General features: G+C 49.5%; 19 protein-coding genes. All 19 read right to left on the bottom strand.

The features are described 5' to 3' along the window. Window positions 1-16: 16 nt before the first annotated feature. Complete coding sequence (locus JOD01_RS10895) at window positions 17-2,089, bottom strand: chemotaxis protein CheW (protein ID WP_204518343.1); 2,073 nt, start codon at window positions 2,087-2,089, stop codon at window positions 17-19. Between the two features lie 19 nt (window positions 2,090-2,108). Then, window positions 2,109-3,221: a protein-glutamate methylesterase/protein-glutamine glutaminase gene (locus JOD01_RS10900; RefSeq protein WP_204518344.1), complete on the bottom strand. Its 1,113-nt coding sequence runs from the start codon at window positions 3,219-3,221 to the stop codon at window positions 2,109-2,111. A 27-nt stretch (window positions 3,222-3,248) separates the two neighbouring features. Further along, the gene (locus tag JOD01_RS10905) at window positions 3,249-4,112 is read right to left on the bottom strand and encodes a MinD/ParA family protein (protein ID WP_204518345.1); all 864 of its coding nucleotides are present in this window, start codon (window positions 4,110-4,112) and stop codon (window positions 3,249-3,251) included. Next, window positions 4,105-5,469, bottom strand: a complete 1,365-nt coding sequence (flhF, locus tag JOD01_RS10910; RefSeq protein ID WP_204518346.1) for a flagellar biosynthesis GTPase FlhF — start codon at window positions 5,467-5,469, stop codon at window positions 4,105-4,107. Before flhF ends, JOD01_RS10905 begins: the two co-directional genes overlap by 8 nt. After that, window positions 5,469-7,478, bottom strand: coding sequence for a flagellar biosynthesis protein FlhA (gene flhA / locus JOD01_RS10915; protein WP_239565396.1), 2,010 nt, complete (start codon window positions 7,476-7,478; stop codon window positions 5,469-5,471). Before flhA ends, flhF begins: the two co-directional genes overlap by 1 nt. A 45-nt stretch (window positions 7,479-7,523) precedes the next feature. Then, window positions 7,524-8,627, bottom strand: coding sequence for a flagellar biosynthesis protein FlhB (flhB, locus tag JOD01_RS10920; RefSeq protein ID WP_204518348.1), 1,104 nt, complete (start codon window positions 8,625-8,627; stop codon window positions 7,524-7,526). After that, window positions 8,627-9,406, bottom strand: a complete 780-nt coding sequence (gene fliR / locus JOD01_RS10925) for a flagellar biosynthetic protein FliR (protein ID WP_204518349.1) — start codon at window positions 9,404-9,406, stop codon at window positions 8,627-8,629. Before fliR ends, flhB begins: the two co-directional genes overlap by 1 nt. A 2-nt stretch (window positions 9,407-9,408) precedes the next feature. After that, on the bottom strand, window positions 9,409-9,678 hold the full coding sequence (fliQ, locus tag JOD01_RS10930; RefSeq protein WP_204518350.1) for a flagellar biosynthesis protein FliQ: 270 nt from the start codon (window positions 9,676-9,678) through the stop codon (window positions 9,409-9,411). Between the two features lie 57 nt (window positions 9,679-9,735). Then, window positions 9,736-10,494, bottom strand: a complete 759-nt coding sequence (gene fliP, locus JOD01_RS10935; protein ID WP_204518351.1) for a flagellar type III secretion system pore protein FliP — start codon at window positions 10,492-10,494, stop codon at window positions 9,736-9,738. Then, entirely contained in the window at window positions 10,491-11,192 is a 702-nt protein-coding gene (locus JOD01_RS10940; RefSeq protein ID WP_239565378.1) for a flagellar biosynthetic protein FliO, read from the bottom strand. Before JOD01_RS10940 ends, fliP begins: the two co-directional genes overlap by 4 nt. Before the next feature lie 3 nt (window positions 11,193-11,195). After that, a complete protein-coding gene (locus tag JOD01_RS10945) occupies window positions 11,196-11,558 on the bottom strand; it encodes a response regulator (protein WP_204518352.1) in 363 nt (120 codons plus the stop codon). A 30-nt stretch (window positions 11,559-11,588) separates the two neighbouring features. Beyond that, window positions 11,589-12,911, bottom strand: a complete 1,323-nt coding sequence (gene fliY, locus JOD01_RS10950; protein WP_204518353.1) for a flagellar motor switch phosphatase FliY — start codon at window positions 12,909-12,911, stop codon at window positions 11,589-11,591. Beyond that, window positions 12,904-13,899: a flagellar motor switch protein FliM gene (fliM, locus tag JOD01_RS10955; RefSeq protein WP_204518354.1), complete on the bottom strand. Its 996-nt coding sequence runs from the start codon at window positions 13,897-13,899 to the stop codon at window positions 12,904-12,906. The genes fliY and fliM overlap by 8 nt, the downstream gene beginning before the upstream one ends. 44 nt (window positions 13,900-13,943) lie before the next feature. Then, window positions 13,944-14,402, bottom strand: a complete 459-nt coding sequence (locus tag JOD01_RS10960; protein WP_204518355.1) for a flagellar basal body-associated FliL family protein — start codon at window positions 14,400-14,402, stop codon at window positions 13,944-13,946. A gap of 13 nt (window positions 14,403-14,415) precedes the next feature. Then, window positions 14,416-14,637 (bottom strand): flagellar FlbD family protein, encoded by a 222-nt coding sequence (locus JOD01_RS10965; RefSeq protein WP_204518356.1) that lies wholly within the window; start codon window positions 14,635-14,637, stop codon window positions 14,416-14,418. Window positions 14,638-14,706: 69 nt separating this feature from the next. Beyond that, the gene (gene flgG / locus JOD01_RS10970) at window positions 14,707-15,522 is read right to left on the bottom strand and encodes a flagellar basal body rod protein FlgG (protein WP_204518357.1); all 816 of its coding nucleotides are present in this window, start codon (window positions 15,520-15,522) and stop codon (window positions 14,707-14,709) included. Window positions 15,523-15,611: 89 nt separating this feature from the next. Then, window positions 15,612-16,007 carry a TIGR02530 family flagellar biosynthesis protein gene (locus JOD01_RS10975; protein ID WP_204518358.1) on the bottom strand — a complete coding sequence of 132 codons (396 nt, stop codon included), beginning with the start codon at window positions 16,005-16,007 and terminating at the stop codon, window positions 15,612-15,614. A 26-nt stretch (window positions 16,008-16,033) separates the two neighbouring features. Continuing rightward, entirely contained in the window at window positions 16,034-17,413 is a 1,380-nt protein-coding gene (locus tag JOD01_RS10980; protein WP_204518359.1) for a flagellar hook-length control protein FliK, read from the bottom strand. 57 nt (window positions 17,414-17,470) lie between these two features. Next, window positions 17,471-18,367, bottom strand: coding sequence for a MotE family protein (locus tag JOD01_RS10985; RefSeq protein ID WP_204518360.1), 897 nt, complete (start codon window positions 18,365-18,367; stop codon window positions 17,471-17,473). Window positions 18,368-18,370 lie beyond the last annotated feature (3 nt).

Raw genomic sequence — 18,370 nt, forward strand, 5'->3', positions numbered from 1 at the left:
ACACTTGTTCCCTCCCTTATTTAATCAAAGCATTGCAGTCGATAATTAAGGCCACTTGACCGTCTCCAAGGATGGTAGCGCCGGAGATGGCAAAAACGTTCACCAAATATTTGCCGAGCGATTTCAACACGATTTCTTGCTGCCCGATGAAGGAATCGACAACCAAGCCGGCCATTTTATCTCCTTTACGCACGATGACAACCGCCACTTCGTCGTCTTTGGTCGTGCCATTGCTGGGGATTTGGAAGATCTCCTGCATGGAGACAAGCGGTACAACCCGGCCGCGGAAATCGATCACTTTTTGCCGGTGCGCCATCATGATTTGCTCTTTGCGGAACACAGCTGTTTCGATGATTGAGCTGAGTGGAACCGCATATTTTTCGTCCTGAATTTGCACCAACATCGCGGAAATGATCGACAAAGTCAGGGGAAGTTGAATCGAGAACGTTGTCCCTTGCCCGCGTACGGAGTCAACGGTGACTGATCCGCCCAGCGACTCGATCTTCGTTTTCACTACATCGAGACCGACACCGCGTCCCGAAATGTCGGAGATGACCTCGGCTGTGCTGAAACCGGACGCAAACAGCAGTTCATAAATCTGCTTGTCGGTCAGCTTCTCACCAGCCGCCTGCGACACAATACCGCGTTCAATCGCTTTGTTGAGCACTTTTTCCTTGGCGATTCCCGCACCATCGTCGCTTACTTCGATAAACACGTGGTTTCCGCTGTGAAAAGCGCGCAGGCGAATGGTTCCTTCTTCCGGTTTCCCGGCTTTTACCCGCTCTGCCGGAGATTCAATTCCGTGGTCAACCGAGTTGCGCAACAAATGCACAAGCGGATCGCCGATTTCATCGATAACGGTCCGGTCAAGCTCTGTTTCCGCTCCGAAGATTTCAATGTTGACTTTTTTATGCAAATCTTTGGCCAAATCGCGCACCATCCGCGGGAAGCGGTTAAACACTTGTTCGACAGGAACCATGCGCATGGTCAAAATCAAGTTTTGCAAATCGCTGCTAATTCGGCTCATGTGTTCAACGGTTTCTTGCAGATCGCTTTTCCCCGATTCCCGGGCCAATTGTTCCAAACGCCCGCGATCAATCACCAGCTCGCTGAACAAATTCATCAGCACATCCAAACGATCGCTGTCAACACGGATCGTCTTATTGCCAAGCGGTTTTTTGGCACCATTGGCCTTATTGCCCGCAGCTGCCTCCTTCTGATTGGTGCGAGCCGGTGCATCGGCCGGTTGAGCGGCTTGCTGGGGAGCGGCGGTCGCTTTCTTTTCTTCGCTCGGCAATTCGAGCGGCTCGATTTCTACTTGTTTGATTTCCGAAATATTTTCGATCAGCTTTTGGATCGTTTCCGCCGGCTGAGATGTCGTGTAAACAATTTCAAATTGGTTTTCAAAACGTTCATTCTCCAGTTCTTCAACGGTCGGTGTCGATTTCACGATATCCCCGTTTGACTCAAGCTGGTCAAACACCATATAAGCGCGGGCCGCTTTTAAAATACAGCTGTCATCGAGCGTCACTTGAATCCAGAAGATGTTGTTCCCGTTTTCTTGCGATTGTTTCAGAACAGTCGTCGCAAACTCATCCAGTTTTTGGACACGGGACTCATTGCTTTCCCCTGTTTCCGCCGGTTCCGTTGCCGCTTCTACGGATTGAGCTGCTGCCGTCTCCGCGGTGGCGGTTATTAACGCATGGAAGTCTCCGGCAACAATGGCGCGCAATTTGGCAACAGGGCCCGAAACGTCGGCCGAACCGTCTCCTCCGTCGATGATGTTGTAGACCATGCTTTCGATCAAATCGACGCTCTGAAAAATCACGTCCATAATTTCGCTATTGATCGTGCATTTTTGATTGCGAATCAAATCGAGTACATTTTCTGCTTCGTGTGTCAGACTGGCCATGTCTTCGAAGCCCATGGTTGCCGCCATTCCTTTTAAAGTATGAGCGGATCGGAAAATCTCATTGACAATTTGGATATTCTCAGGGTCACTTTCCAACAACAGCAAATTCGAGTTAATTGCCTGTAAATGCTCCTTCGACTCTTCAATAAACATGTCCAAATATTGATTCATATCCACTGTACATCCACCTCCCAATTCAGTTCAAAAGCTTTTGCAACGTTTCGGCGATTTTGTCCAACGGTACTACGCGGTCAGCCAAACCTGCCTGAATGGCCGATCGAGGCATCCCAAACACGACCGAGGTTGACTCATCCTCAATGATGCTGGTAACTTCTCCCGTTTCTTTCATCAATTTTAAACCTTTTGTACCATCACTGCCCATACCCGTCATGATAATGGCCCACTTTTTTACATTGGCAACTTTGCTGACCGATTCAAACAGCACGTCCACCGCCGGGCGATGGCCGGCACGCGGCTCGGTCAACTCAAGGTGTGTCCGCAGCACGCCTCCGGACTGAAGAATTTCCAGATGGTACCCACCCGGTGCGATATATGCGGTTCCTTCCTGAACGGTTTGCCCCTCTTCCGCTTCTACAACCTGGATCTCGCAGAGCGAATTAAGACGCTGTGCCAATGACCGCGTGAAACCAGCGGGCATATGTTGCACGATCACAATGGCGGCCGGCAGATTGGCAGGCAAGGAAGTCAGGAATGTCTGCAAAGCTTTCGGTCCGCCCGTCGACGTGCCCAAGGCAACCAAGTTCACCACACGGCCGCCAGTTTTCGCCAATGGCGCTTGTTTTGCAGGCGCAAGGGGAGTGCTCGGCGAAGGTGTCGGTTTCAATGGCTGGCGGATCGCTGAAACAGCAGGCGGAATCTGTCGCAACGGACTTTTCTTCCGTTTTTCTTTTGCCTGTGCCGCAGCCTTTACCTTCTCGAGCAGCCCCTCGGCCACTTTATGTATATCGAGGGAGATAGGACCTGATGGTTTCGTGACAAAGTCAAACGCTCCCAACTCCAAAGCCTTGATCGTCGCATCTGCCCCCTCACTGGTCAAACTGCTGAGCATGACGATTGGCAGAGGAGAGGTCTGCATCAACCGTTCAAGAGCTTCCAAACCGTTCATGACAGGCATCTCGATATCCAGTGTGATTACATCAGGCTGTAGCTGACTTACCTTTTCCAGGCACTCCAGTCCATTCCGCGCCCGATCGATTACCTCAATCTCCGGGTCAGCGCTTAAAATATCGCTGACCACTTTGCGCATAAAGGCGGAATCATCTACAACAAGTACTCGAATTTTTCCCATACGATGCCTCTCCCTTCTACGATCCGCCTACTTGATGAATCCTCGCATTTTCGAAATGAAGCCGCGCAGTCCGCCAGGCAACTCTGGCGAAGCCGCTTTGCCCAAATACCCGTTCACCAGTTCCTTGATCCCTTTCGCCGCCTGTGAGTGGGGATACGACAGGAGAAAAGGTTTTTGCTGTTTTACCGCCTTGGATACGAACGAATCGTCGGGCAAATACCCAAGGGTACCCAGTTCCATATTCAAAAAGCGTTTGGAAACGGTGAACAGTTTTTCCGCGGTATTTTTTCCTTCTTGAACAGAAGTCGCACGGTTGATAACCAGCCGAATGGGCGGATGCTTCGGTTGTGAGTGAATCATTTTGATTACGGCATAAGCGTCCGTAATGGATGTCGGTTCAGGTGTAGTAACCAGCAAAATTTCATCTGAAGCCAGCATAAATCCAAGCGATTCGCGAGAGATTCCCGCTCCGGTATCAAACAAGATCGTATCCGCATAGCCTTGCAGTTCAGCCAATCGATCGAACAAGATTTGCAGTTTTTGTTCGTCCAGATTTTGCAGCTGTGTAAACCCTGATCCGCCTGCGATAAACTCCAGACCATTCGGCCCTTTCTCAATAATGTCCCAAACGGAATGTTGAGGTTCGAGCAAATGGAGCAGATGCTTCTTCGGAGAAATCCCCATCAGCACATCCAAATTGGCCAGTCCCAAATCGACATCAAAAATGACGACCTTTTGGCCTTTTTCGATCAAGCCGAGGGCAAAGTTCAACGTAAAATTGGACTTCCCCACTCCCCCTTTTCCACTGGTAACGGCGATCAAACGCGTCGATCGGGCAAAAGCCTGGCTTCGCTGCAACAGTTCTCTCAGTTGTTTAGCCTGATCATCCATCCGAATCGTCTCCCATAATCATCTTTGCAACGATTTCTGGCGTAGCGAGAATAATATCGTCCGGAACATTTTGCCCAGTCGTGATATAGGAAAGTGCCAGATCGAATTCGTGGACTACATTCAAAATCGGACCGTAAACCGCCGTTTCATCCGCTTTTGTAAAGATCGCACGTCCGGAGGGCAGACTGCCGAAATTCTCCAGGATCGCTTTCATGTCGGTATAGTTGGTTGTCAGGCTAAGCACGAGAAAGTGTGCTGCCGTTTCCCCGTAGCGCAACAGCTCTTTCATGCTTCTGACATACTCGTCGTTGCGATAATTCCGCCCTGCCGTATCGACCAAAATCAGGTCGCAGCTGCCAAGACGATCGATCGCTCCCGCCATATCTTTGGGGGTGAACACGACTTCGAACGGCACGTTCAAGATATTGGCATAGGTTTTCAACTGTTCTACAGCGGCTATCCGAAATGTGTCGGAAGTAATGAACCCAACCTTGCGTTTGTCTCTCAACATACTCTCCGCGGCTAATTTGGCAATCGTCGTCGTTTTGCCGACGCCCGTTGGACCAAAGAAAAAGGCAAATTTGACCGAACGATCGATTCGCGCAGGCAACGGCTGTTTTTGTTGCAAAAGCTCCTCGATCATTGTTCGAACACGCTTGACAGCATCAGCACCGTTCAAGTTCGCCGGATCTGGCGCGGCACCGAGCAAATCTCCCATGATCTGCGCAACCAGCTCGTCATTGACATGCTGTTTCAGCAAACGATCGCGAACCGCGACAAATGGCTCCGGAAGATGGCTGTTATGTTCACGCAACATGAGCAGCTTTTGAACCATTTCCCGCATGTCCCGCAGCTCACTCGCGATTTGCTGGTCATAGCTCGCCTGACCGGATGGCTTCATCTCTGGCGGCTTGACCATTTCCGGCTGAGGCTCATCACGCACCATCTCTGCGGCTGGCCCTTCCCGCTTTGCCGCTTGTGATGGTACTGGCGGCTCCGGACTCGTTACTTCCGCATGAGCAGCAATTGGCTCCGGCTGCAGCCTGCTGTTGTCCGATGGAACAGAAGGGGCTGGCGTGTGAGTGTGACTCGTTGCAGCAGTTCTTTGATACGCCTGTTTGGCAGCGAAATTGGCAGCGGTTGGGACAGCCCGCGTTCCAGGCTGCTTCGGCTCGCGTTCGGCCGTACGTTGATCTACCGCCGCGATTACCTCGATTTGCTGTTTGCCAAACAAACCAAACAGACCGCCGCGTTTGATCGGTTTCGTATTTAATATAATCGCATCCGTACCTAGTTCCGTTTTGATTTTTTCCATCGCTTCCGGCATGGAGTCAACTACATAACGTTTCACTCTCACTAGATATTCACCATCCCTATGCTCTGCACTTCAACATGCGGCTCCAGCTCGCTATACGAGATGACCGGAATATCAGGCATCGTTCGTTCCATAAATTGCCGCAAATACATGCGGATTGCAGGTGACGAGAGAATGATCGGCTGTTGCCCAGCATTAACCATTTTGTTGATCTGTTCCGTCATATTTTGATAGATCTGCTGAGAGGTTTCCGGATCAAGCGCCAAATAGCTGCCTTGTTCGGTTTGCTCGACTCTGTCCGAAATGACCTTCTCCAAGCCGGGCCCCGTGGTAATGACTCGCAAAGGTTGTCCCGGTTCGGAAAATTGCAGGGTAATTTGTCTGGACAGTGCCTGACGAACATACTCCGTCAACAAATCCGGATCTTTGGTATACATAGCGTGATCCGCAAGTGCTTCCAGTATGACGGTAAGATTTCGGATCGATATTTTTTCTTTCAGCAGTTTTTGCAAAACTTTTTGTACATCACCCACCGACAGAAGGCCAGGAATCAATTCATCAACAAGCACAGGCGTAGTTTCGCGGATGTTGTCGATCAAAGCGCGCGTCTCCTGGCGCCCCAACAATTCGTGAGCATGACGTTTGATAATTTCGGTAAGATGGGTGGCCACAACAGAAGGCGGATCAACAACCGTATAACCAGACAACTCCGCAAGTTCCTTGTTTTCTTCTGTTACCCATAATGCGGGCAATCCAAACGCCGGCTCTGTAGTAGCTATACCCACAACAGAGTCATCTTCAAACCCCGGACTCATGGCCATGTAGTGATCGAGCAAAATTTCCCCTTTGGCTACCTGGTTCCCCTTGATTTTAATCACGTATTCATTGGGACGCAGCTGGATATTGTCGCGGATGCGGATGACCGGAACGACAATTCCCAACTCAAGGGCGCACTGCCTGCGGATCATAATGACACGATCCAAAAGATCCCCACCCTGTTTGGCGTCAGCCAACGGAATCAAGCCATAGCCGAATTCGAATTCAATCTGGTCAACCGTAAGCAAACTGACCACGCTTTCGGGACTCCGCACTTCTTCGATTTGCTGCTCTTCTTCCTGGATAGCCGTTTGTTCCTGCTTGTTCTTCTGTTTGAGATCCATTCGATAGCCGGCATATGCCAGCAACAAAGCGATCGGCAAAACGGGCAGAGGGCCAATCGGCGAAAACAGCCCCAGCAATGTGATCACGATCGCGACAATATAAAGCAATCGCGGATAATTAAACACCTGGTCCGAAATGTCCTGCCCTAAACCGCCCTCTGAGCTTGCCCGGGTCACGATGATACCGGTAGCGGTTGAGATTAACAGAGCAGGGATTTGACTGACCAGCGCATCCCCGATTGATAATTGGGTATAACGCGAAGCTGATTCGGCGATCCCCATATCGTGAATGACAACCCCGATAATCAGGCCGCCGATAATATTGACCACAAAGATGATGATTCCGGCAATCGCGTCTCCTTTGACAAACTTCGTCGCCCCGTCCATTGCGCCGTAAAAATCAGCTTCCCGCTCGATTTTTTGCCGGCGGCTGCGCGCTTCCATTTCATTGATCATTCCGGCATTCAAATCGGCGTCAATACTCATCTGTTTCCCTGGCATTGCGTCCAAGGTAAACCGGGCGGCTACTTCCGCGACCCGTTCCGAACCTTTTGTAATAACAATAAATTGAATAATAACCAAAATGAGGAACACTACAAAGCCAACTACCTGATTTCCTCCGACCACAAAACTGCCAAAGGTCTCAATCACCTTTCCGCCTTCGGCGTGCGAAAGAATATTCCGCGTTGTCGACACGTTTAATGCGAGTCGAAACAAGGTGGTAACCAACAGCAAAGTGGGAAAGATGGAAAACTGCAAGGCTTCTTTCGTATTCATCGAAACGAGCAAAATCGTCAGCGACAGGGAGACGTTGGCGATCAGCAGAAAGTCCAGAAGCCCCGGAGGCAGCGGGATAACCATCATGACGACAATACATATGACAAATCCCATAATTCCAAGCTCTTTATACCTCACTTGACTCCCTCCTTTCTTTCCTTATCGCGTTCGCGTTTTGCCCTGCAGCTTATACACATAAGCCAGAACTTCCGCGACCGCTTTAAATAGTTCCTCTGGAATTTGCTGCCCAATCTCCACCTGATTATAGAGAGCCCGTGCAAGAGGCTTGTTTTCCATCGTTACAATACGGTTTTTTTGGGCAATTTCTCTGATTTTCAAGGCAATATAATCCTGGCCTTTGGCAATGACCGTCGGCGCCGCCATGCTGTTGGCATCATATTTGATGGCAACGGCAAAGTGCGTCGGGTTGGTAATGACCACATCCGCTTTCGGCAATTCCTGCATCATCCGGCTTAAAGCCATCCGCCGTTGCCGTTCGCGGATTTTGCTTTTAATCAACGGATCACCCTCGGATTTTTTGTATTCATCCTTAATGTCCTGTTTTGACATGCGCAAACTTTTCTCATATTCATACTTTTGATACACATAATCAAAAGCGGCTAAAACAACAAGTGTACCGCCGATATACAAACCAAGCTTCGAAGCCTGACCCGCGGTGAAATTCAATGCTTCTTCAATGGAGGTCAACGATATTTGCACAATCTTTTCCTTCACTTGCCAGAGAATGGAATAGGCAATCGTTAACCCGATGGCAATCTTTAAAATAGATTTGATCAGTTCGATTATCGTGCGAAGCGTAAAGATGCGTTTGGCCCCGGCGATCGGGTTTAACTTGCTCAGTTTCATCTGCAACGGTTCGGTCGTAAACAAAATTCCCACCTGCATATAGTTGGTCGCAAGCGCAACCGCCAAGGCAACCGCCAAAATCGGTCCGACAATTTTCGCGGCCTCAAACACAAGCTGGTACGTTATCACGCCGAGGTTTTCCGAGGTCAGTTCAAACTGAAGGTAGGTGAGCAATGACTCCCGCATAATCCGGGTAAACGTCTCAAACATCGTGGAACCAAACAACAACAGCACTGTGAACACGGCCGTCAGCGTAATCGCCGGCGACAGTTCCATACTTTTGGCCACCTGGCCTTTTTTTCGGGCATCGCCGCGCTTTTTGGGCGTCGCTTTTTCCGTTTTTTCTCCATTAAAATATTGCAATTCAATCGGAAACAGCAGCTGCAGTCGTTTCATCACGATCCTCCCAAAAGCTTCATCATTTCCGACAAGGCATGAAACATTTTTTCAAACAATCCGCTTAACACCAGCAGAAACGCCGGCATTACCACGATTAGCAACAAAAAGCTGGCGATCAGCTTGATTGGCAAGCCGACGACGAAAATATTAAATTGCGGTACCGATTTGGCGACGATTCCCAACGAGAGATCGACCAGAAACAGCGCGACGACGATCGGAGCAGCCATCAGCAAGGCGCTGGCAAACATATTGGCAAACACCGTGGCCGCAAGCCCCAAGACGGATTCGCTGCCGATTGGAACCCATGGTTTGTCAATGGCGATGATTTGATAGCTGGTAACAATCCCTTGGATCAAAACGTGATGACCGTTGATGCTCAAAAAATACAAAGTAGCCAACACGTTCTTGAAATTACCGGTAATCGGCATCGACGCCCCTGTTAACGGGTCCAGCACGTTGGCCATCGCAAGACCCATTTGCAAGTCCATCAAACCGCCTGCGATCTGAATGGCAAAAAACATCATTTGACAAATATAGCCGAGCAGTAATCCAACGGCTACTTCCTTTAGCACATAAGGGACAAACATGAGATCAAGCGGTATCTTTGCCTGGCTCGGCAACAAGGAAAAACTGATCAATGCCAGAGCAAAAGCCAAGCCGATTTTAAATTGATTGGGGACACCGCGTGTCGAAAAAATCGGTGACGCCACAAAAAAAGCGGTCAACCGGACAAAAACCAGCAAGAAAGTCGGCAAATATTGCAAGATGATATCCATGGCTATCCGATGAACCTTTGCAGGTTGCCGAAAATGCCCATGGTAAAGTCAAGCAAAACGCGCAACATCCATGGACCAGCCAGCAAAATCACGGCAAGAACGGCAACAATCTTGGGGATAAACGCCAATGTTTGTTCCTGGATTTGCGTGGTTGCCTGAAAAATACTGACGATCAGCCCGACGATCAGCCCGACGCCCAGTGCTGGCGCAGTCACGAGCAAAATGGTATAAACACTCCCTTGGGCAACCTGCATCAACAGTTCCTGTGACATTTCCGACCTCCTCTCCTGCGTTTGATTTCGTACTGCTGTATAAAGGATATTTCTGTGCTAGAAACTGGTCAGCAGTGATTTGACGACGAGGTACCAACCATCAACCATCACAAACAGCAAAATTTTGAACGGCAAGGAGATCATCACCGGCGGCAGCATCATCATCCCCATCCCCATCAAAATACTGGAAACGACCATATCGATGACGAGAAACGGAATAAAGATCATAAACCCCATCTGAAACGCCGTTTTTAGCTCGCTGATTGCATAAGCAGGCACCAGCGCAACCAGCGGGATATCGTTGATCGTTTTGGGCCGTTCCGCTTTCATGTAATCAAGGAACAGCGCCAAATCTTTTTCTCTCGTCTGCTTGGCCATAAATTCTTTGAACGGAATGACAGCCGCATCAAACGCCTGTTGTTGGGTCATCGTTCCTTGCATAAACGGCTGCACCGCTGTTTCATTGACCTTCGCGAAGGTCGGCGCCATGATGAAAAAGGTCATAAACAATGCCAGCGCAATCAACACCTGATTGGGCGGCATTTGTTGCGTTGCCAAAGCATTCCGCACGAAAGAGAGCACGATCACGATCCGGGTAAAACAGGTCATCAGAAGCAAAATGGCCGGCGCCACCGACAAAACGGTCAAAATCAACAGGAGTTGAATCGCGCTGGATGTTTCTTGCGGCGTCCCCGCGTCTCCGCCAATGTGAATGTCAACGGTTGGCACAAGCGGCGTATTCACAGCTGCATTGGCAACCGAGGGAAGCAACCAGATCGCGAAGAGAAGGAGAAGACTTGCCACTGATTTGTTCATTTCCATTCTCCTTTATCCGACGCTTTGTTCCATTCTCCCATGCCTTGCTCCGCCTCGTTCACTTGTTCCCACTGTTTTTCCAACAATTGCTCGAAAGGTGCAGGCGATTGCGCTTGCTCCAAAATATCCGCCTGATCTTTTTTCTTGCGCAAGGCGGAAAACCACCGTTCCATCGTTGTTGTACTGGTCGTAATTTCCGCATCGGCCAAAATCACATCCATTTCATCGCCAGCCGGAATGTGGCGAAGCAATGTAACATTTTCTCCAACTCCGATCACATACAGGGCATCCCCGATTTGGACAATTTGCAGACTTTTGCCGTTGCCCACCCCGGTTGCCCCGATCACCTTGATCGGTCCGCTTTGGCCAAACCCCGACAATTGTTTCTTGGCCAGGAAACGCAATAACAGGTAGATCAGCAGGATGATGAGCGCTAAGGAAAAAACGATCTGCACCAATACAGTCCATCCACTGGGCGATTGGGCACCAACCGTCTGGAGAGGAGCAGAATCCGGTTGTTCCGCTTGTGTGGAACCACTTTCTGCTCCCCTATTCTGGTTCGCCTGTTTCTCCAGTTCCTCTGCCACCGTTCCCGCTTTCGAATCGGCAGCAAAAACAGGCAATGCCAACAACTGGACAAGGATGGTTATCGAACATATGATCCAGGCGTATTTCATAGCTGCATGACGAAAAGACATCGGTTAGCCCAAAGTTTTCTTGATCGCTTCGATCACGCGATCAGCCTGGAAAGGTTTCACGATAAAATCTTTTGCCCCGGCCTGGATCGCATCAATTACCATCGCTTGTTGCCCCATTGCCGAGCACATAATGATCCGAGCATTCGGGTCAATTTTGCGAATTTCTTTTAATGCGGAAATTCCGTCCATTTCCGGCATGGTAATATCCATCGTTACCAAATCCGGCCCAAGTTCCTTATATTTTTCCACTGCTTGCGCACCATCGCTAGCCTCGCCTACAACGGTAAATCCGTTTTTGGTCAAAATTTCCTTAATCATCATCCGCATGAATGCTGCATCATCTACGATCAGAATTTTATTGGACATATTAGTTCCTCCCTTTGGCTATTGCAAGTTTTATTGTAATTTTTGTACTCGATCCCATTGGCTGATAATATCGGTAACGCGGACGCCAAAGTTCTCATCGATCACGACAACTTCACCCTTGGCGATCAATTTGTTGTTTACCAGTATGTCGACGGGTTCCCCGGCCAGTTTGTCCAGCTGGATAATGGAACCTGCGGACAACTCCAAAATTTCCTTGATTAGCTTCCGGGTTCGTCCCAACTCGACAGTGACCTGAAGCGGGATGTCAAGCAACAAATTCAGGTTTTGCGGTTCTGCCGTCATCCGCCCCGCTTCGAACTGGGCGAATTGAGCCGGTTGAACGTTCGCCGGCTGCGCTGGTGTTCCCAATCCTCCTAATTGCTGCGGCATATGCACAGGAGATTGACCTGGATATGGCGGATAGGGCGGGTAAGGATACGGCGGATAGCCTGGCGCTTGTTGATAAAAACCATCCATCGGCTGTCCCGGGTAAGGCGGTTGTGCTTGTCCCGGATAAGCAGCCTGTCCTGCACCCGGTTGAACAGCAGCCGCCGGACTTGGCTGTACAGGCGCTGCGCTTGCAGGTGCCGGTTGGGGCGGCGCGACAGGAGCCTCAATCGTTTGCGACGCTGCCACTTCGTTTTGGCTGGATTCGGCCGAACTGGTGCCCATCAGCATGTCGATCATCTGCTTCGCAAAAGAGACCGGAAGCAGCTGCATAATCGTGGAATCAATCAATTCCCCTTGTTCGCCCACTTTTAAACGGAAGGAAATCCGCACCAGATCTTCTTCTTCCGGAAGGTTTTCCGTCCCTGCGCCGCTCTGCAAATCCATAATATCAATACCTGGCGGCGAAATGTTGACCAGTTTATTGAAGATCGTGGACATCGATGTGGCGGCAGAACCCATCATCTGGTTCATCGCTTCCTGCACGGCGCTGATATGGAACTCGGATAGATCGGTAGATTCCGGTTTCCCTAATCCTCCCATCATCAGATCGGCAATGACCGCCGCGTCAGCCATATGAATGACCAACAAATTGATGCCTTGAAAACCATCGGTATACTCCACATGAACCGCTACGTTCGGCTGGGGAAATTCCTCCTGCAATTCACTGCGCTTGATCATGGTCACTGTTGGAGTGGTGATGTCAACCTTCTGATTCAGCAGGGTGGAAAGTGCTGTCGCTGCACTGCCAAAAGAGATATTGCCAATCTCGCCCAACGCATCCTCTTCAAACGGGGTAAGCAGCGCTTCTTCATTTCCCCCTGCTTGTTCTTCTTCTTCATCCGAGAGATTATTGGCTCGAAGCAATGCATCAATTTCTTCCTGAGATAACATATCTCTACTCATAGTGTTCCTCCTCTTCCTCAAGGACTTCGTCGATTAGGACAGCAATCCTTCCCTTTGATGTTCCTGGTTGTCCCAAAAATTTCACTCTTTCGCCAACCTTGATCTGTAATTTGCTCTCAATCGATTGATCAAGCTGGATTACATCTCCTTGAGTAAGACTCAGAAACTCTCCAACCGTGATCGTTGCCGTCCCTAATTCCGTGATGATCGGCAGCTTCGCTGTTTTTAGCCGCTCTTCCAAAAGCAACTTCTCTGTTTCGTCCCTGACCTTGCGCTGGGTGGAGAACCAATACTGTCCCGATAATTTCGGCATGATTGGTTCAAGTACAACATGGGGCAAACAGAGGTTAATCATGCCGGTTGTCTCACCGATTTTCGTGCTAAACGAGATAACCGCGACAATTTCGTTGGGCGAGACAATCTGCATAAACTGCGGATTCATCTCCATGACTTCCAAAGAAGGCTCCAATTCGATAATTTGTTTCCAAGCCTCGTGAAACGTGTCCAACGCCTTGCTGAATACCCGCTCCATCAAATTGCTCTCGATTTCAGTCAGAGCCCCCATTTTTTCAGGGATTTGCCCTTGTCCTCCCAACAAGCGATCCAACATGGCATAGGCGATATTCGGATTCACTTCCATTACCATTCGACCTTCCAATGGGGGAGCCTCAAAAATATTGAGGATGGTCATTTTGGGAATGGAACGGATAAATTCGTCATATGGTAACTGATCGACGGAGGCAACATTGATCTGTACGAAGGTTCGCAGTTGTGCCGAAAAATAAGTTGTAAGCAAACGTGCATAATTTTCGTGAATGCGCGTTAAACCACGAATTTGATCTTTGGAAAAACGCAACGCCCTTTTAAAATCATAAACCTTGACCTTGCGATCCGTATCTTCCTTTTTTAGCTCACTCGCGTCCATTTCACCAGAGGAAAGCGCGGCCAGCAGCGCATCAATTTCACTTTGCGAAAGAACCTCAGCCATTTCCTGTCACCTCCTTAGTTATGTAATGTTCGTATCATCTCTCGCTATTGCATGATCTTTTTGGTGGTTATGACTTGGACAACTTTCCCTTCCAACATGACAGCGCTGACTTCATTCATAATTTTCGCTTCCAGCTTGTTCAGTCCTTCTGTGCCTTTCAGATCATCCGGCGTCAATCCGGCCAATGTTTTAATAATGATCTGATTGATCTGGGGAAGGCGTTGCGTTAATTCTTCTTTCGCACCTTCACTATCACCCGTAATCGTAAAACGAACAATCATGAAATTGTTGGTCAAAAGATTGGTTGTCAATTCACCCGTATCCACGGAATAATCTTGCAGCTCTTCTGCGGTCAACGGTTTGTTTTCCTCTGGCGCTTCCCCTTGCGTTGTTTGGGCTGTTGGCGAAAAATACGTTTGCCAGAGTACAAATGAAACCACACCCAGAAGCGCAATTGCGATGATAATGATAAGTGCCATATTAAACAATTTGTTTTTAAACATCTTACGCCTCCCACTATTCCATCATTTCGTCTGTAATTCGCGGTGCTGCGCTGTATACTGAGGCCGTTTGGTAAAAAGCGGTGATACGTTGGACTACCTCAGATGCGTCATCCCGCACAACGAATTTTTTCCCGTTGAACAGGGTGATCACCGTGTCGGGCGTAGCTTCGACAGACTCCACATGCGTTATATTGAGAAAAAATTTGCTCCCATTAAAACGCGACAGCTCAATCATCGCGATCCCCTTTCGAAATGGCGGAGGGGAAAGAAGGGCTTTCCCCTCATCCACTCATTTCAGCTGATATTATCGTTTCAGATTGACCAGTTCTTCCAAAACGCTGTCCGATGTTGTGATAATCCGAGAATTTGCCTGCAAGCCACGTTGGGCAACGATCATTTCCGTCAATTCTTCCGACAAATCGACGTTGGACATTTCCAATTGACCGGAAATAATTTTCACGTTGGCGTCCGTCGGAGTTACCGGCGTAAGCGGATCATCGTTGGCCGCACCGGCGTTTACGGTATATTCATACAGCGAACCGCCAATTTTGTTCAAACCGGCTGGGTTCGTGAAGGTCATAACCCCCAGTTGGGCATATCCTTCCGTAACCGCTCCCGTGTCATCCACAGTGTTGATCGAACCATCTTGACCGATCGAGTAGGATACTACTTCATCAGGCGGCAAGTTGATCGGTGCACCACCGGAATCCAACACTTTCATCCCTTGGGAAGTAACGAGGTTGCCAGCGGCGTCCAAGGTGAAGTTGCCTGCACGGGTATAGTAAATCGCTCCGGCAGCGTTTTGCACCATGAAGAAACCATCGCCTTCAATGGACAAGTCAGTCGGTACGTTGGTCGTCTGCGGGCTGCCAGTCGTAAAAATCGTTTCGATTGAGGCCGCTTTGGAACCCAAACCGATCTGTTTCGGGTTAATCCCGCCCAGACCATCATCGGCCGGTGCAGTTGCGCCGGCAATATTTTGGCTCAAAATATCTTGGAAAACAACCCGGCTTTTCTTGAAGCCAACCGTATTCACGTTAGCGATGTTATTGCCGATTACATCCAGTTTCGTTTGAAACCCTTGCAATCCGGAAACACCTGAATATAAAGAACGAAGCATTTCATTTTCCCCCTTTTCATTCGTGATTACCTCTGTCGGTCGGTAATCCAAAGGCTTCCTCGTCGAGGGCCAGCCCGTTTCAAAAGCTTTTAGACAAAAATCGCACTGTCAATGTTCGTAAACAAGTTGTTTTTCATATGGAGCGAATCAACTACGGTAATCACTTTGCGATTTGCGATGTTTACCACATAGGCAACATTGTCCATCATAATCAACGATTCTTTTGCTCCCTTATCCGCCGCTTTTTGCACAGCATCCTGCAATTTCCCCAGTCCAGAGTCTGTCAAGGTGATGGATCGTTGCTGCAATCGGTTAAGCGCGTGTTGGCTAAAGGTGATCGCCCGGGTTTCCGATTGGTCAGCATCCAGCTTGTCTGATAGCCACTGTTCAAACGGTTTTTTTACCGGGGTCTCAACAGGCTGGTTGGAGACGCTCCGTAAATTGGGCGGATAGTAGGTTTGCCCTACCCGAAAGTTGTAGCTCATGTTGCCAGCTCCTTCCTTCGATACGCTTAGACGGAGTACTCCACCGTGCCAACTTGGCGTAACCGTTCGCGCAAACTGGACAAGCTGCCGGAAGTGTCAACCAATGATTCGAGCGAGAACTCTTCTTGCTCCTCTTGCTTGTTTTTGTTCTGTTGGCGACCATCTTCCTGCTGTTGCCGTGCTTGTTCACGCTGCTGCTGCTGGAAGGCCAGCTGCGGTTGGTCTTGCTGTTGGGTTACTTCCAGGCGATCGACCTGCAACCCTTGCTGAACGAGAGCATGGCGCAGTTGCTGCAATTGATTGTCCAACAGTTCCTTTCCGCTGGACGTGTCGGCAGTGAAGTGGGCGGTGATGACGCCATTGTTTGACGTGATCTTCACATCGATTTGCCCCAGGCTTTCCGGATGCAGGATCAGTTTGGCCTCAGATATACCCTGCTGTTCCACCACTTTCATCTGTTTGACAAAAACATTCGCCATGTCTTGCAAGAAATTAGCAGAACGCACATGCTGCGGTTCCGTTTGCTGCAATTGGGCGGCAAACGAATTTCCGGTTTGCGGCATGGCGGCAGATTGCGGAGTCAACGGAGTTGCTTCCATCATAGAGCCGCTGTCTGTCAGTTCATTGCCGCTTTGCTCGGCAACTGACGGCACGATTGTACTTTTCACCGTTACTGCAGCCTCGTTTTGATAGCTGGACAAGGCAGCGTTCACCTTCAACCAATTTTGCGAAGTGGCTGATTCTGTTTGCAAGCTGTTCACATCCGTTGACCGTGTCTGCGCCAGGAAGTGAGCATTTGTTTTCAGCAGGTTGCTGACTTTATCCTTCTTGGACGTTTCAGCCGTGTTCTCCTGTGGAACCACCTCTACCCCCAGTTGTTCCAGCAACGCTTTTGCCTGCTGCATGAGTTCGCGTACCGACGGTTGCTGCTCCGAAGCCGCGGTTTGGGCCAAAGCTGCCATGAACGCAGCAGCCTTATTCGCATCCTGTTGTGACAAGCCTTGTTGCGTCAACGCTGCCGTGATTTGCTGCAACTGCTCTTCGCTTAGACGCATAGCCTGCGTCTGCGCGGAGAACGGTAACGATTCCGATGCTTGGAGCTGTTCCGGAAGCTGTTCCAACTGTTGTGGTGAAGCGCCAGTTCCGTTTACAAGTTGCTGCAGCAAAGTCAGCAGATCGTTCATCGTGGCCAACTGCTCCTCATCAAAGCTGTTTTCGCCTGGTTCCAAAACCGCTTCTCCCGGTTGCGCATCTGCAAGCAAATTGCCCAACTGCATGGCAAACAGGTTGCCAAGTCCTTCCGCCTGGTTCGCGCCTGCCGAATTGATCCCAACGGCGGCGGAAGCCGATCCGGCATTGGCTGATGGAGTTGCGAGCGGTGCTGAAGATGTGACGATTGTGTTCATGTTTCTCCTCCTTTCCTTGTTTGGATTGTTGCTATGTAAACGATAGAAAGATGATTTCTATCGGAGCAACTCGCTCGTGATGCGAGAAGCCATGGGTTCATTTGTTTTGGCCAGGGCACTCAGTATTGCTGCCCGTTTATCGCTGGACAAGCCAGCCATAAGCGAAACAGCTCTGCTTTGATTGGTATTCATTAAAGAAGAAATCACTGAGGCTGCAGTATCTGCAGGCATTTGCGAAAATGTATTAATCAACGAATCCAAACTGGTGGAATCTTGTCTGGTTTCACTCAATGCCTTGGTTAAAACCTTCACCCGCTCCTGTAAAGCTGCGATATCATCATCCTTGTTGACGACCGTATCTTTTAATAAGACCGAAAGATCGGCAGCCTGTTTCGGGTCCATTTTCGCCAAAATGTCAGCCCTTTGCTGCGCATTCATTTTCGTCAAGACCGTTACGGATTCCTCAAGCGGCAAGTTGGAAATAATCGCAGCGGCACTCTTTGGCGCCATGGACGTATACAGCTTGGCAAGATCCTGATACTGTTTTTGCCGTTCTTCTTCCGTCGTTTTCTTGTCTTCCATCATCTTTTGCAAATCCTGGACTTGCTGCTGCAAACCTTGAATCGTTTGATCTTTTTGCTTCGTCTCCGTTTGCAAGGTCGTTACCGTTTGCTGCTGTTTGGCAAGCTGCTGTTCAGCAGAAAGCTGTTGCGGCTGCTGTTTCGCTTCTCCGCCTTTACTCGCAGCGGTTGCCTGACTGGATTCCTTGTCAGGGATTAACTTTTCCACGTACGGTATCGTATTGGCCCAATCCATTACCTTGCCGACGACGTTGATTCCCAGTAAGCTTAACAGTACTCCGCCGAGAAGCGCCGCAAACAATGCGGGAATGATAACCATGTAAAAAACCCATTCCCACCTGCTATACCCCTTCTCTTCCTGGATTTCGTCCATAAA

The sequence above is a fragment of the Brevibacillus fulvus genome, assembly GCF_016908525.1.
In the GTDB taxonomy this organism is placed as follows: domain Bacteria; phylum Bacillota; class Bacilli; order Brevibacillales; family Brevibacillaceae; genus Brevibacillus_G; species Brevibacillus_G fulvus.

Coding starts and splice junctions, on each gene's coding strand:
- fliM (WP_204518354.1), bottom strand. CDS start 13,899: ATGGCTGAGGTTCTTTCGCAAAGTGAAATTGATGCGCTGCTGGCCGCG.
- JOD01_RS10940 (WP_239565378.1), bottom strand. CDS start 11,192: ATGTCTTTTCGTCATGCAGCTATGAAATACGCCTGGATCATATGTTCG.
- fliQ (WP_204518350.1), bottom strand. CDS start 9,678: ATGTCACAGGAACTGTTGATGCAGGTTGCCCAAGGGAGTGTTTATACC.
- JOD01_RS10965 (WP_204518356.1), bottom strand. CDS start 14,637: ATGATTGAGCTGTCGCGTTTTAATGGGAGCAAATTTTTTCTCAATATA.
- flhB (WP_204518348.1), bottom strand. CDS start 8,627: ATGAAACGACTGCAGCTGCTGTTTCCGATTGAATTGCAATATTTTAAT.
- fliR (WP_204518349.1), bottom strand. CDS start 9,406: ATGGATATCATCTTGCAATATTTGCCGACTTTCTTGCTGGTTTTTGTC.
- fliP (WP_204518351.1), bottom strand. CDS start 10,494: ATGAACAAATCAGTGGCAAGTCTTCTCCTTCTCTTCGCGATCTGGTTG.
- JOD01_RS10960 (WP_204518355.1), bottom strand. CDS start 14,402: ATGTTTAAAAACAAATTGTTTAATATGGCACTTATCATTATCATCGCA.
- JOD01_RS10985 (WP_204518360.1), bottom strand. CDS start 18,367: ATGGACGAAATCCAGGAAGAGAAGGGGTATAGCAGGTGGGAATGGGTT.
- fliY (WP_204518353.1), bottom strand. CDS start 12,911: ATGAGTAGAGATATGTTATCTCAGGAAGAAATTGATGCATTGCTTCGA.
- JOD01_RS10905 (WP_204518345.1), bottom strand. CDS start 4,112: ATGGATGATCAGGCTAAACAACTGAGAGAACTGTTGCAGCGAAGCCAG.
- JOD01_RS10900 (WP_204518344.1), bottom strand. CDS start 3,221: ATGGGAAAAATTCGAGTACTTGTTGTAGATGATTCCGCCTTTATGCGC.
- JOD01_RS10980 (WP_204518359.1), bottom strand. CDS start 17,413: ATGAACACAATCGTCACATCTTCAGCACCGCTCGCAACTCCATCAGCC.
- JOD01_RS10945 (WP_204518352.1), bottom strand. CDS start 11,558: ATGTCCAATAAAATTCTGATCGTAGATGATGCAGCATTCATGCGGATG.
- JOD01_RS10975 (WP_204518358.1), bottom strand. CDS start 16,007: ATGAGCTACAACTTTCGGGTAGGGCAAACCTACTATCCGCCCAATTTA.
- flhA (WP_239565396.1), bottom strand. CDS start 7,478: ATGGGATTTGTCATATGTATTGTCGTCATGATGGTTATCCCGCTGCCT.
- flgG (WP_204518357.1), bottom strand. CDS start 15,522: ATGCTTCGTTCTTTATATTCAGGTGTTTCCGGATTGCAAGGGTTTCAA.